Origin of the sequence: Microbulbifer sp. TB1203 (assembly GCF_030997045.1) — a bacterium.
Classification (GTDB): Bacteria; Pseudomonadota; Gammaproteobacteria; order Pseudomonadales; family Cellvibrionaceae; genus Microbulbifer.
Genome location: NZ_CP116899.1, coordinates 5,314,417 through 5,328,212, shown reverse-complemented (window position 1 = coordinate 5,328,212; position 13,796 = coordinate 5,314,417). Strand labels below are relative to the sequence as shown.

Annotated in this window: 6 protein-coding genes; 2 read left to right on the top strand and 4 right to left on the bottom strand. The window is 56.7% G+C overall.

The annotated features are described in order from the left end of the window. Positions 1-177: 177 nt before the first annotated feature. Positions 178-1,695, top strand: coding sequence for a tryptophan 7-halogenase (locus tag PP263_RS22455; RefSeq protein WP_308366305.1), 1,518 nt, complete (start codon positions 178-180; stop codon positions 1,693-1,695). Positions 1,696-2,346: 651 nt separating this feature from the next. On the opposite strand, the gene PP263_RS22450 is transcribed toward PP263_RS22455, so the two are convergent. Beyond that, entirely contained in the window at positions 2,347-5,178 is a 2,832-nt protein-coding gene (locus tag PP263_RS22450) for a TonB-dependent receptor (protein ID WP_308366304.1), read from the bottom strand. A 938-nt stretch (positions 5,179-6,116) separates the two neighbouring features. On the opposite strand from PP263_RS22450, the gene PP263_RS22445 reads away from it, so the two are divergent. Beyond that, positions 6,117-6,299 carry a hypothetical protein gene (locus tag PP263_RS22445; protein WP_308366303.1) on the top strand — a complete coding sequence of 61 codons (183 nt, stop codon included), beginning with the start codon at positions 6,117-6,119 and terminating at the stop codon, positions 6,297-6,299. 74 nt (positions 6,300-6,373) lie between these two features. Here PP263_RS22445 and PP263_RS22440 read toward each other — a convergent pair whose 3' ends face one another. From PP263_RS22440 to PP263_RS22430, 3 genes are all read right to left on the bottom strand, one after another. Then, a complete protein-coding gene (locus tag PP263_RS22440) occupies positions 6,374-9,280 on the bottom strand; it encodes a glycoside hydrolase family 2 TIM barrel-domain containing protein (RefSeq protein WP_308366302.1) in 2,907 nt (968 codons plus the stop codon). Between the two features lie 158 nt (positions 9,281-9,438). Then, a complete protein-coding gene (locus PP263_RS22435) occupies positions 9,439-12,390 on the bottom strand; it encodes a TIM-barrel domain-containing protein (protein WP_308366301.1) in 2,952 nt (983 codons plus the stop codon). Between the two features lie 19 nt (positions 12,391-12,409). Next, positions 12,410-13,420, bottom strand: coding sequence for a glycoside hydrolase family 43 protein (locus tag PP263_RS22430; protein ID WP_308366300.1), 1,011 nt, complete (start codon positions 13,418-13,420; stop codon positions 12,410-12,412). Positions 13,421-13,796 lie beyond the last annotated feature (376 nt).

Sequence of the window (13,796 nt, the reverse complement as noted above, 5' to 3'; positions counted from 1 at the left end):
AGGGGGGAGAAACATTAGATACCGCAGTTGTCCTGGTATAAGCGCGAGAAGGATCTGACCCGCGCGCCCCTCACCCCGTACCGATTGCTGCAGCCAGTTGCGAGCCTGAGCCCGCAAACCTATATGGAGATGCAATAGGGCCTCAAACCTTGAACACTTTTTCCCGGTAAGTTAATAATGCAAAACAAAATAAAGAACATTGTCATTGTCGGCGGCGGCACCGCCGGCTGGATGACCGCCGCCGCCCTGTCTCGCGCCATGGGCACCCAGCTCTATAACATCACCCTGGTGGAATCCGAACAAATCGGCACCGTCGGCGTCGGTGAGGCCACTATTCCGCTGATCAAGCTCTTCAATAATATGCTCGGGTTGGACGAAGATGAATTTGTCCGCGAAACCAAAGCCACATTTAAACTGGGCATTGAATTTAAGGACTGGAAAACACGGAACCACAGTTACTTTCACCCGTTTGGCAATATCGGCGTCAATATGAAAGGCGTCAACTTTATGCACTTCTGGCTGCGCTGGCGCGCCCAGGGCGGCAAACTGAACTTCAGCGCCTTTAACGCCGAATCCGCCGCCGCCGAGGCGAACCGGTTTATGCGGGTGGGGGCGCAACCCGGCCCGAAACTACTGCCCGATATCAACTACGCCTACCATTTTGATGCCACCCTGTACGCGGCCTATCTGCGCCGCTACGCCGAACAACGCGGCACCCAACGAATCGAAGGGAAAATTGTCAATGTCACCCAACACCCCGACAGCGGCTACATCGAAAGCCTCCAGCTCGATAACGGCCAGACCGTTGCAGGTGACCTGTTTATCGACTGCTCGGGCTTCAAGGGGCTGCTGATCGAGGAGGTCTACAAAACCGGTTACACCGACTGGAGCCACTGGCTGCCGGTCAACAGCGCCGCCGCGGTACCCAGTGAAAACACCGGCGATATCTTTCCCTATACGGTCACCACCGCGCGTGAAGAGGGTTGGCAGTGGCGCATTCCCCTGCAGCACCGAACCGGCAATGGCTATGTGTACTGCGATCACTATATCAGCGACGATGAAGCCGCCAGCAAGCTGCTCAACAACCTCGACGGCAAACCGCTGGCCGAGCCGCGCACCTTGAAATTCACCACCGGTATTCGCAATAAATTCTGGGTTAAAAACTGCGTTGCCATCGGGCTGTCGAGCGGCTTTCTCGAACCCCTGGAGTCCACCAGTATCCACCTGATCCAGCGCTCCATATTCCAATTGCTGGAACTGTTTCCGAAGAACGAGATCAGCGATCTCCTCAGCAACCGTTTTAATCACGAGATGCAAACTGAATATATTGAGACGAAGGACTTTCTGGTTGCCCACTACGCGGTCACGGAACGGGAAGACACACCCTTCTGGCGCTATGTGAAAAACATGGAGATTCCCGACTCGCTGAAGGAAAAACTGGAAATGTTCCGCCTGCGCGGCGAAGTCATGCCCGACAAAAACGCTTTCTTTAATGAAGTGAGCTGGTTTGCCGTACTGTTCGGTCAGGGGCTGCGGCCGGAAGGTCACCACCCGGTTGCGGACACGCTGTCGGAGGACGAACTGCGCACGCGCCTGAACAAGATACGCGCAGGTGTGCAGAAGCGAGTAGAAATGATGCCCTCACACACCACCTACCTTCGCTCCGGGAAACTGAAAGCACCCGATCTGAGTTAAATATCCAGGCCCTGCATTAGCCGTGCGGGGCCACATCGCTATGGCGTTGGTGCGCCAAGCGCAAAATTTAACAAGCGACCGTGATGTCAAGCAGATTATTTGACATCGCTCTCTCCCCAGTAAGTCCCATCTCTTGCCATCGCATTCAGTACTACAATCATCTTCACATTCTGGCCGTCAGAGCGACTCCTATGCTTTCCTTCGTTGACCAGGCGCTAATAGAACTCATGTATTAATAAAAATGTGTGACACTGTATATCTCATGCCGAGTGATAAATCTGACAAGAAAACCGAGTTCCTGAGCCTTCTAGTAGCGAAGACAGTGAAGGAGAAGCTTGTAACGATTGCAGAAGAGCAGACAATTGCACAGCTTATCGAGCACCGCCAAACCGCCACATGGACAAAGCATCCCTATGCTTCTCGGAGCTTGAGCTGGCGGTACTGGCCGACTGGCAGAAGCTGGAAATCAAAGTATTAACGTCCTCCATTAATGCTCTGCTGATATAAATGCCATGTTATTTTTGATGGGGAGCGATTGCCAGAGTCGCTGGCTCTTCATGACCAAATAGATCGGGCGGGACGCTCCAAGTCCTCGCGGTGCTCCGCCCTAATCTATTTGGTCGTTGCCGATGAAATATTACGGAGCTGCTTTTAGAGAGACCCGCGTATACCCAGTGTGATTGTACGACCGTTCTCCAGGAAGTTATCCCTGCGTGATCGACTGCCACTGTAAATACCATCGGGATCCGGGAAGTACTCGTAGGTCTTCTCATCATTGAGATTGGTCCCATCAATACGCACTTCCAGCCAATCGGTCAAATGGTAGCTGAGTGATGCATCCAGATAACCCGCGCCGGTACGCCAGCGCTGCAGGTCGCGCCCCGGGTCGTTATTGGTCTCGACGGCAGTTCTGTCCTTGTAAGTCCAGGATAACCGGGCTGTGAAAACTTCATCCTCCCAGAAACCTGTAACGGCGTAGCCATACTTTGGCACATTCCATACTTCGTGATCCACACCGGATCTCGAAGTCCAGTCCTGGCCATCGGTATCCACCCGGGTATAGCTCATCTGAGTGCCAAAATTGCCCCATATCCCCGGCAGGAAGGTAAAGTTTTGTTGATAGGCCATCTCCAAGCCTGTGAAGGAGATATCACCTTCATTGACCTTGGTGGAGAGAGTGATCGGAAGATCCGGATCCACATTACCCTCTGCATCCTGGAGATTTGACCCGAGAGCAGAATCGGGCAAACCGAGAGAGCTCCAGGGAACCACCACAGTTTCGCTTGTAGTGGTGTCCGATAAATCCTTCTGGAAAAGCCCAACACTGACCAGCGCGCCTTCGGCAAAGTACCACTCAGCGGTGAGGTCGTATTGATCCGCTTCCATTGGCAGAAGACCTGGATTACCGCTGTTTGCCTGCGGCTCGAAGACGTTGGGAATGACCAGGCTACCAGCGATATCTGTAAGTGCCGAACGCGTAATGGTTTTCCCGTAGGAAGCGCGCAATACCACATCGTTATAGACATCGTAAGCCAGGCTGACGGAAGGCATAAGATTTTCGTAGGAATCCTTACTGGAGTTGGACTCAAACTCCCCGTCAACCAGCAGGAAGTTATCGATGCTTACATCGGTCTCTGAATAACGCAATCCCACATTCATGCGCAGTTCACGGTTGTAAACGTCGCCCCGCAGGTCAGTTTGCAAATAGATTGAGGCCACATCCTCCTGGGCCTCGAAGGTAGCGCCAAAATTACGCGGTGACATGCGGGTCGCCCGTTCCGGCTGGAAAAAATTCTCGATGGTGTCCCGGGTCCAGTTTGCCCAGCCTTTGGGAAAGTTTTCACCCGATCCCTTGGCAAAGGGATCGATGCTCAGCTCGCTGTCCATCACTGCGAGACGCTGCTCGGTGGTCATTGTGTTCCAGGTCAGCCCATTGGGAAGCAGCTGATCATCAAAGACTGCACTGCCATTGGTCCTGGAGGAATACTTTGAGGATTCTGCATAGCTCACACCGGATTTCAGGGTGCCCAGCCAACCGCGAACATCATAGTCCCACGCGATCTCAAACTTGGCCATATCATCATCGTCTTCTTCATTACGCAGGCTGAAATCGCGATCTGCCCGTGTGTAAAACTGTGGATTGGTGATATCGCCATTGAGGATTACAAGATCCGGATAGAGACCGTTGCCTCGGTGATCCATCAGCATTTCCACGCCCTCGCGAGTTTCGGAGCCCATCCGCCAGCGCGTTAACTCGGCGTCACTGCTCGAGGAAGTGATCTGCCCCCTGAGTGTCACTGTATCTGTCAGTAGGTATTCAGCACGCAGGTTGAAACTCTGGAATTCCGTTTCGCTGTCATTGACGACACTCTCCGCAAATATGGGCACATTACCGAAAACGCCGTGCAAGTTATTGTGCTCGTCAATGATTGGATCGATCGGCACGATACCTGTGCCAACAGTAGTCCCGGAATTGCGAATCGCGGCACCAAAGGTATACTCATCGCGCTCGTCGTTAATTTCTGCCAACAAGGTATCCAAACTGATGTCAATTTTATCGTTCTTGAACTGAAAGGAATTGACCAATGCGGTGCGTTCACGCTCGTTCGTGGTAGCGAAGGTCCGGTAGAAACGAGGCATAAATGCGTTGTCGATCTGATCTCGGGTAAGATCATTGAAATTTGCGTCGGGGTTGTCCAGATCAAGCTTAAACCCAAAAGCTCCCTCATTATCCTCACCCAACGCCGAACGGTTAAAACTACCTGTGGTCTGAAATCCGGAACGGGTGTTGACGGCCTCTGAGTGCGCCAAACCAATCAGCGCGCCGAAGTTTCCCCAGATATTGCTATACAGGAAGGACCCGCGGGGGCTGGTTTCCTCAGACGAATCGTTATGGGGTGCCGATACCGCATAGCGAATCACCTGACCGTCCTGGTCGTGGGGCCGTGGTGTAGCCAAATCGACCACACCACCAATCCCACCCTCGGTCAGTTCAGCCATTGGTGTTTTGTAAACTCTAACGGCGCCAAAAAGCTCAGATGGGAACACATCGTAATTAAAATCTCGCGTGGAGCTGCCAATGTTATCCGAGGAAGTGGTATGCACCGGCGCACCATTGATAGTAGTCACCGCGAAGCTGGGACCCAGCCCGCGAATACTGATACGGTTACCTTCGTTGCTGGAGCCATCACGGGAAAGGTAGATACCGGGGATACGCTGCAGGGATTCCGCAACATTCGCATCAGGGAACTTGCCGATATCCTCCGCCACAACGGCGTCAACCACACCACTGGCCTCTTGTTTAATGGCGAGTGACTGCCGCAGACTACTGCGCATACCGGTAACTGAGATTTCCTCAATCACTTCAGCCTGACCGGAGTTGGTAGTTTCAGTTTGTGCATTGCTGGTAGTTGCAACAAGGGATGCGACAGCCAACCCAAGGGCGGCACTCAGGTCGTTTCTGGCGAAATATTCTCTCATCATATCTTAACCTGCTTTATTATCCATATCGTTGGCGAGCAAAAAATCGAAGTTACACCCTTCGAATTCTGCCCCTGGTCCTGAAATTAGCGGGCCGATACTGCTAAACTTCCCTGCCCCACCTCCTCCATTACTGCGTTGGCCACTTTGACGCTCCATACATCTTCTCTTCTGTCTACAACTGGAAGAAGAAGATTATTGGCCCAGAGGCATAGTGGCCCTGCCACTCGACCAATATTTTTCAGCGGGATATGAAGAATGCGCCCCGCCGGGGCTATCTGCCTGGTCACGCGCCATCCAGCGATAATCGTAATACCCGGTTTCGTAGGGAACGACCGGATATTTCCAGTCTTCATTAAGTGATTGGGCATTCCTCAGGTAGAGACCTGGAGAGTGAGTCGCGCTGGCAGCTGGGCAAAGCAGATACAGAAGAAGGGCCACTGCCGCGGGAAAGCTACGAGGGGTGAGATGCTCCATATCAATTTATCTCCGCATTTATAGGCAATATGGGCCCGCGGCTTTCTGTGACAATACAACGTCCAATTTTGGTATCACCTATAAAAGGCCATACCATCCTGTCATATTAGTCATATTAATATTGAAAACTTTGCAAATGCAAGTGTCTGGGAGGATACGACCGCCATGGATGGCCGCGGAGAGCGTAAAGGAAGTATTCACAGGGGGGCGCCTAGCCCGTGTCTCGCAAAGGGCCATACGGCCCCTAGCCCCCGATCTGAACTCCGAAACTTGAGTTAAAACTTTCCCACTGCGGCTCCTTCACTGCAGTGTCAGTGCCTGCAAATCGCCGTGTACCCGCAAGGGGCAAGTGCCGCCCAGCACGATGCTCCAGGGAGATACGCGCCGCCTCGAACAGCAATGGCGTGCGGTGAGGCGAAATCTGGTTACTGGGATAGAGGGCCATCCAGATGGGAGACGTGGGGATGGTGATCGTCAAGATCGTACAGCCACTCCTGCAACTGGCCAAAGCGGTCGATCTGGTCGTTCCGGCGCAAGCCGGAACCCGGATGCCCGGATGCCCGGATGCCCGGATGCCCGGATGCCCGGATGCCAGTGAACTGGATACCGGCATGCGCCGGTATGACGAATATGAGCGTCTGATTTGAAACAGGGTGCCTACAGACTGGAACGATCAGAACTTCGCATTAACACCTAACCGAACTCTCGATCACGGCTCTTTTCATCGCAGTGAAAGAGTCAGTTCACCAACGAAAGGCTCGCCCGTCCCGGTTCTCAACGGCGGGACGGATTCGTCCGCTTCGCGGCGCTTCTCCGGCCGACCGAGCACACCGGACAATATCCGCACGCTGTGGGGATCGTCCAGGCCGCGTTCGAAATACCCGACGCCAGTCACGCGAAATCCCCCTGGCGAACCGGTACGCTCCAGCCATCTCATAGCCTTGGTGCCGACGGCTTCCGAACCGGCACTTCCGCCATCCCAGACGCCGAGAATCGGGGCCGACCTCTTGTTTGGATAGGCGTCGTGCGGGCCCAATCCGAACCACCGGAGCTGATTCAGCTCGGGCACGGACTCAATGGCCATACCCACCACCGGCACAGCGGGGACCACCACGTCCGGCAGAATCTCGTACTGCAAACGAAGATTCCCATCCCGTGCCACCGAGTACCGGTAGGTCGCGGCAAAGCGATTCCTGGCATCCACCACATAGTCGACTTCGGTGCTGATCGCGACGCCGTCCTCCGTTTCCCGCAGTTCCCATGCCGTCGCAACCGGCTCGTATTGATTGAGGTCGGCGGCCTCCCTGGCCGCGGCTTCGCCTATGACGAAGACCTCGCTCGTATCGAGCTCACGCCAAATGACCGGACGCAGGTCCGTGATCAAGCGCTTACCGTTCGAGCTGGCGGAGACCAGGTGTCCTGTCTTCGGGTCGAACTCGTAACGACTCGGCCCGGCACTGATCGCGACAGTTTCGCCGCGCGTGACCGAGATTGGATACGACGCAGGGTGCCGATCGCCAGCCGTAACATTGGGGACCAACTCGACGCTCTCGCGGGTGATCTCGGCCCCGTTGGCGTCCGCGAAAACGAGCCACGCGTAGTACGCCTTCCCGGGCCGGATCGACTGCACCGCTTCGAGCGGCAGCTCGAACGGCGATGTCGCATGAGGCTGTCCCGCCAACTCGCTGGTTCCGGCAGCGAGCTCGCGGTCATCCTCGAAGATCGACCAAGCGACCTTTACGGCTTTGAGGTCGGTGAAATCGTAGTCGTTGCGAATCGGAATCCGCGCCGACTTCTGGCCGGGCACGAAGCGGATCTCGTCGACCTCGGGATAAACCTGGGCGTAGACCGCTTTCGCCTCCCAGTAGTCGCGGCTCGGGTTCCGGTCGGCATCCACGAGACCGTCCCACCCGTCCGTCGTGAGCCGCAGATACTCGTCACCCAACTCGCCCTTTTTGGCCGTCGGCATCCTGATCGCTTGATCGGCCCAAACCCAGATGGCGGCGCCAGCTCCCGCCGGGTGCCGGGTCAACGCCTTCCACCGCGCCTCCAATCCGCCGAAGCCGTGCGTGCCGTAGGCGTGCGTATATTCGGTCGTGATCACCGGCCGCGCAGAGCGGCCAGCCAGCTGATCGTACTCCTGGGGTTGCCAATAGTGTGGAGCGAGAATGTCGATCTCCGGAGGCAGCCACTCCTCCGCCCGCCAGGGCAGGAGGATCGGCCGCGTCGGGTCGAGGCCCTTCACTGTGCGCGCGGACGCGAGCAGAAGGTCGGTTAGCGGATTTTCGTTCCCAATCGACCAATACACGATCGACGGGCTATTGATGTCCCTCATGACCGTTTCGTAGGAACGCAGCAGGACGGCACCCGCCATGGACGGATCGTACAGCCTGCCTCCGCCGCCTAATGAGACTTCGTTGCCCAGATACATTCCCATCTCATCGCATAGCTCTACGAACCCCCTGGCGGGCGGGTAGTGGGCCAGGCGGATATAATTGATATTCGCCGCCTTCATCAAAGCGATGTCCTGCTCCCAGTGCTCGCGGGTGGTGGCGCGTCCCACGTCCGGATGCTGGTCATGGCGGTTGACGCCCCGTAGCTTGACCACCTGGCCGTTGATGCGAAACACGCCACCCTCCGTCGAAATCTGCCGAAAGCCGATCCCCTCCGAGCGACTGTGCGCGATGACGCCCTTCTCCAGAAGCTCTACGCGGAGTGTGTACAGGTATGGCGTTTCGGCGGTCCACTGGCGGGGGGTGTTCACACGCAGGCTCAGCGGGATTTCGCGGCTGGTAGACGTGTGGGCGGGAATCATCATTTGATGCCGCGCGACCTCGACGCCCTCCTTCGACAAAAGTGCGATTCGCAAGTCGTAGGGCTCGCCGGGGCTAGCGACATTGCCCGGCCGGGAGCGCCGATGCGTATCGCCGACCATTATCCTCAGGTTCAGATCGGCATCCCTGAAGGAATCATCGAACTCGGTCCGGGCAATCACGCGATCGAGCCAACGTTCACGTGGCATCGCCTCCAGTGAGACGTCGCGAAAGATGCCGCCCAAGGTCCAGTCGTCGTAGACGTCGTGCGTGTATTCGCGAGTAGCCTGTCGTACCCGGACAGCCAACCGGTTCTTTTCACCGGCCTTCAGGGCCTCGGTCACTTCGAACGCGAAGCTCGTGTAGCCGCTGTCGTGGCGACCGAGCCGCTTGCCGTTCAACCATACCTCGGCCGACGACCAGACTCCCCCGAAATGCAGCAGCACCCGTGACGCCTTCCACGCGGCCGGCGGCGTGAAATCCCGAACATAAAAGCCCTCGCTGGCCTTGTCGCCGTGAAAGCCTCGATAGACCGGCTCTTCATACCCGAGCACAGCCCAATTGGAAGGAACCGGCACCGGGGCGAACGCTGTCGCGTCAAACGAGGGTTCATGGAAACCCGCCAGTTCTTCCGCATCCTGCTCCGTGGGAGCGAGCGCGAGCTGCCAGGTCCCGTTCAGGGACATGCGTGCGTTCGGGGAATTCGAATCGATCGCTTGCGCCTCCAGTGCTGGGATAGAGGCCAGCACCGCCAGGAGCGGCCACAGCGCGAAACGCATGACAAGGGTGCCGATGAAGCTATTCTCAATTCTCATAATGCAAAGTGCCTGGCTTTAACCCCTATCTCCGGAATCCCGAAAATAATAGCTTTGCCTCGGGCGAATCGGCGCGATGCGACCTTCAGGAGTGAGCAGTTACGTCTAATGATTTTCCCTCTGTAAAGAGGCTCGCCAAACGAGCCTCTTTACATCTCTCAAAAACTCACGTTGATGGCCGAGCCGTCATAGACCACTTTCCGCACCGGTGGGCTTTCGCGTCCGTTTGAAACCAGGCGAACATTCAGTTCGCGCTTTTCGGTCATACCCGCGAAGCTCCCCTGGCGCTCGCCGATATTCAGGATTTTCTTCTCGTCGTCCCACCGCAGGGCAACCGTCGCATACTGGCCGCGCTCGTAGTCGTAAGTCTCGTTGTCATCCTGATAGAGGGTAAATTCCGCATCCGCTCCCGCGTAAACGGTAATATCGTAGGGCGCGTCGGGCTTTTCCGTGGCGTACTGCTGCAAGGGGCCAGTGGGCAGGATGGAGCCGGCGCGCACATACAGCGGGATGATGTCCAGGGGCGCCTCGCGGGTGTGCTCCCGGCCACCGCGGATTTTCTCGCCACTGTAGTAGTCGTACCAGTCGGCGCCGGCGGGCAGGTAGGTAGTGACGCGGGTATCGAACTTGGGCCGGCTCCTTTCCAGCTCGGCGATATCCTTTGGCGTCCTCCAGGACAAGCGGATATTGCGACCACCTTCCCCCTGGTAGTACTCGATATTGAGCTGCACGCGCTCGCCCTGCTCCAGCTTGCGCTTGACGCCATGGTAACGGCGGCCGCCGCCCTTCCAGTCCTCTATGACCTTTTCACCATCGAGGTACAGAACAAAGCCGTCATCGCCTTCCAGGCCGATCTCATACTCGCCGCTTTCCGGCGCGACCAGGCTGCCGCTCCAGCGCGCGGAAAAGTCGTTCAGGCTCGACAGGCCTGGCGGAAAATCGGCCAATGGCGGCCCCGGCCAGGTGTGATCCAGCATTGCATCCACCACCTTGCCGGCCGGTTGCTCGAAGCTGCGCCCGCTGAAGTACTGCCCGGCGAGGCCGGGCTTGTCGTCCGGTGTGCGCAGGTAGGCACCGGGAATGGTCTTGGCGGGCGGGTCCTGAAGGTGGTACATCGGCCTGGCGACCGGGTGTACCAGCAAGGAGGGACCGTACATGAAGGCGTCGTCGATGTTGTGCACCCCCTTGTCCTTGGGGAAGTCCATCGCCAGCGCGCGCATCAGGGTGTAGTCGTTTTCCGTGACCTGCCAGCTCAGGCTGTAGGTGTAGGGCAGCATGCGGTAACGCAGTTCAACCGCCTGCTTGAGCGCGTCGTATACGGCCGGGTCCAGCTCCTTGAAAATGTAGGGTTCGCGCTCGATGTCGGTGCCATGCACACGCATGATGGGATTGAAGGCACCATACTGGAACCAGCGCGTGAACAATTCGCGGTAGGCCGGATTCTTCTCGCCGCCCGGATAGGTGGGCACGAAAAAGCCTCCGATGTCGTTGGTCCAATAGGGGTTACCCGTAATCGTGACGCTGGCGCCGCCGCTGATTTGTTGACGAAGCGTATCCCAACTGGCGTGCGTATCGCCGGACCAGGAGGCCGCCGCCGTGCGTTGTGCGCCCGCCCAGGCCGAACGGGTCAGGGTAAATACCCGCTTGTTGCTGGTGGCACGCTGACCGTCGTAAGTGCCCATGGTGGTCATCAGGGTGTAGGGGTTCAAGTAGCGGGAGAAATCGCCCATGGCGTTGTTACCCAGGCTTTTGATATCCACCGCCACTTTGCCGGGGTCCCAACAGGCGGACCCCACTTCCACCTCCGTGCCGTCCATCCACAGTGCATCGACACCCTTGTCCAGCAGACCAGCTTTCACATGCTTGAAGTAGATTTCCCGGCCCTGTTCGCTGAAGGCATCGTAGATGCGCGCCTTTTTTGAAATCCAGTGCAGGGGTTCGAAGCGCAGGCCGTGGCTGTCCAGCTCGGCAGCGAGGGGCGTGTCGTTACCCACCGACGGCCAAATGGAAATCATCAGCTTCATATTGAGGTCGTGAATCGCCGAGGTCATGGCCTCCGGCTCGGGGAAGCGCTCCGGGTCCCAGATCATGCCGCTCCAATTGCCATCCCATTCGCCGCCCCACGTGCCGCCGCCCCAGTACTGCCAGTCCTGCACGATGTAATCGAGCGGAAAGCCCTCCTCGCGAAAGGTACGGGCAACTTCCACAATACGTTCCTGCGTCGGATAGCGCTCCTTACTCATAAACAGGCCGAAAGCCTGCTTGGGGTACATGGGCGCGTCACCGGTCAGGTCTCGGTAGGCGGAGACCACGTCGTCCATATCGTCCCCGGCCATGAAATAGTAATCCACGCCACCGGGTGCGCTCTCGGCCCACAGGGTCGCGCCTTCGGCATTGTCCTTGAACTTCATTGCGGAGTAGGTATCCCAGAGGACGCCGTAGTTCTCCGTGGACATCATCACGGGGATGACACTACCCACATTGGTTTGAACCAGCAGCAGCTCCTGGTTGCGGCGGTTCAACAGCGACTCCTGGGCCCCGCGGTCGATCTCTGTCTCATGGATATAACCGAATCCGTAGATGGCTTCATCCTGTTTGAGGGAGAAGGTGTTAGACACTTCGTAGCTTGGCGCATCGGCGATCTCGACCTTTTCGATGCGCTGGGGCGCGCGGGCCGATTCCCGGGTGTAGAGCTTGCCGTTTGCGTCGCTGAAACTCAGCGAGCCGCTGTGCTTATCAATCTCTATCGACAGCTCCTCGGAGGCGAGTTTGAGCGTGGTGCCGCCGTCCTCCAGCTCGAAGGCTATGGGATCAGGCTGGTCGATGACCACCAGGCTCGGGTGCTGCCAGTAGTTTTCCCCCAGGTTAGTGTTTACCCTGACTGTCCTGGGGCCGTAGAAAATGATGTTTTTGACGGTATCACCAAGACGGATTTGCACCCCATCGGGAAAACGCCGGTAATCGAACTTGCCATCACCTTTCTGCAGCAGGGATACAAGGTGGCCGTTTGCGTCGAGGCCGGAAGCCGGGGGCGGTGGTTCCGTTGTACATGACGCGACCCCGACTGCAATGGCAGCGATGGCCGCCACCAGGTCAATCTTTTTTTTCATGGTGAGTCCCTCGATCAAATTACAGTTCTTCGCCGCCTACCGTGAAGGCGTCGTTCTTGTCCGCCTCTTGGAGTCGGCTAAATTCCTCGGTGGTGAGGGTCAGCACAGATCCGTGGCGTACGGGGTCAAAGGGAAAGTTCATGGGCTCTCCTTCTTCGAACTCGCCACTGCTTAAGTCGTCGGTGACAAACGCCTGGTAGCCCTTGCCCTGGCTGTAGTAGTCGAGCAGCAGGGTCCATTTGGCGGGCTTGTCATCATGGGGTTGTTCAATGACAAAGCTGGTGGGGCCTTCGTAACCCTGCAGTGACTTGAGCGTGAAACCCTCGATGTCTTCCCAGCCGGTCATCAGTTGCTCGCTGCGTTCCATCGTAATGGCCTTATACTTTTCGTCTTTGGTAAACCGGTAGTAGGTGTCACCTTCTTTGACGATGGTCGTGTCTATGACGGTGGTCGGCTTTTCGATATAGACAAAGGGTTCGCTAAACGTCTCGAAATCCTTGGTGCGAACCGCCCAGATGCGTTGCTTTGAATAGTTGTCATCCGCGGTCTTGGAGGCCCAGAACACCATATACGTCTCGTTTCCCTCGTCATAGACGACTTCAGGGGCCCAGGTGTTGCCGGCGTTATCCGGCGCCACCTTAACCAGACGCGGCTCGGACCAGTTCACCAGATCTTCAGACTCCCAGATAACGATGGACTGACTGGCGGCGGTTTGGGCCCGCCCCCAATCAGGGTTCAAGTTGATTGAAAGGTCGGTAGCGACCAGATAGAACTTTCTATTGTCATTCGAGCGGATAATGTAGGGGTCGCGAACGCCTTTCTCACCAACGCCGCTGGTCAGTACTGGCTCCGCGTCGTTCAGCGCTTTCCAGTCCTGGCCGTTTTCGCTGGTCATGAAGTAGACCTGTTCGGTCATCGGGGTGGCTTCACCACGGAAGGTGACGAAGAGGTAGCCGCCAATATCATCATCGCCAGTGCACGCGGTAATGCCAAGGCAACAGGCTAACAGGGTGAGAAGTTTTTTTTTCATAATGTGCTACTTTCGATTCAATAAGGGGAAATCTGACACTTCCTCGTGAAACGGGTTTTCTCGACGGCGTGACATTGGATCACATTGACCAGCTCCACGGTGGAGCGCTCGTCGCGATAGGGGGTCGGTAGGGCCGGGCACTGGGGCCCGCGAGATGCCCGATGCCCCTGTATTCACCATCGCTATGTTCACCTTCATCCTCTCTATATTCTTATCTGGAAGCCAATGGAGGGGGCTTCCATCTCTATGAGGGAAAGATTTAGTTATCGATAACATTTTATATATAGTATTTGTCATATTATAATATGTGATTACGGCTAACAAGCCTATACAGTGGGGTGGCTATCAAGAGAAGCAGTTTCACGACTCCTTCTGA

Excerpts from the sequence above, each read along its gene's own strand:
- PP263_RS22455 (WP_308366305.1), top strand. The coding sequence starts at position 178 with ATGCAAAACAAAATAAAGAACATTGTCATTGTCGGCGGCGGCACCGCC.
- PP263_RS22450 (WP_308366304.1), bottom strand. The coding sequence starts at position 5,178 with ATGATGAGAGAATATTTCGCCAGAAACGACCTGAGTGCCGCCCTTGGG.
- PP263_RS22445 (WP_308366303.1), top strand. The coding sequence starts at position 6,117 with ATGGTGATCGTCAAGATCGTACAGCCACTCCTGCAACTGGCCAAAGCG.
- PP263_RS22440 (WP_308366302.1), bottom strand. The coding sequence starts at position 9,280 with ATGAGAATTGAGAATAGCTTCATCGGCACCCTTGTCATGCGTTTCGCG.
- PP263_RS22435 (WP_308366301.1), bottom strand. The coding sequence starts at position 12,390 with ATGAAAAAAAAGATTGACCTGGTGGCGGCCATCGCTGCCATTGCAGTC.
- PP263_RS22430 (WP_308366300.1), bottom strand. The coding sequence starts at position 13,420 with ATGAAAAAAAAACTTCTCACCCTGTTAGCCTGTTGCCTTGGCATTACC.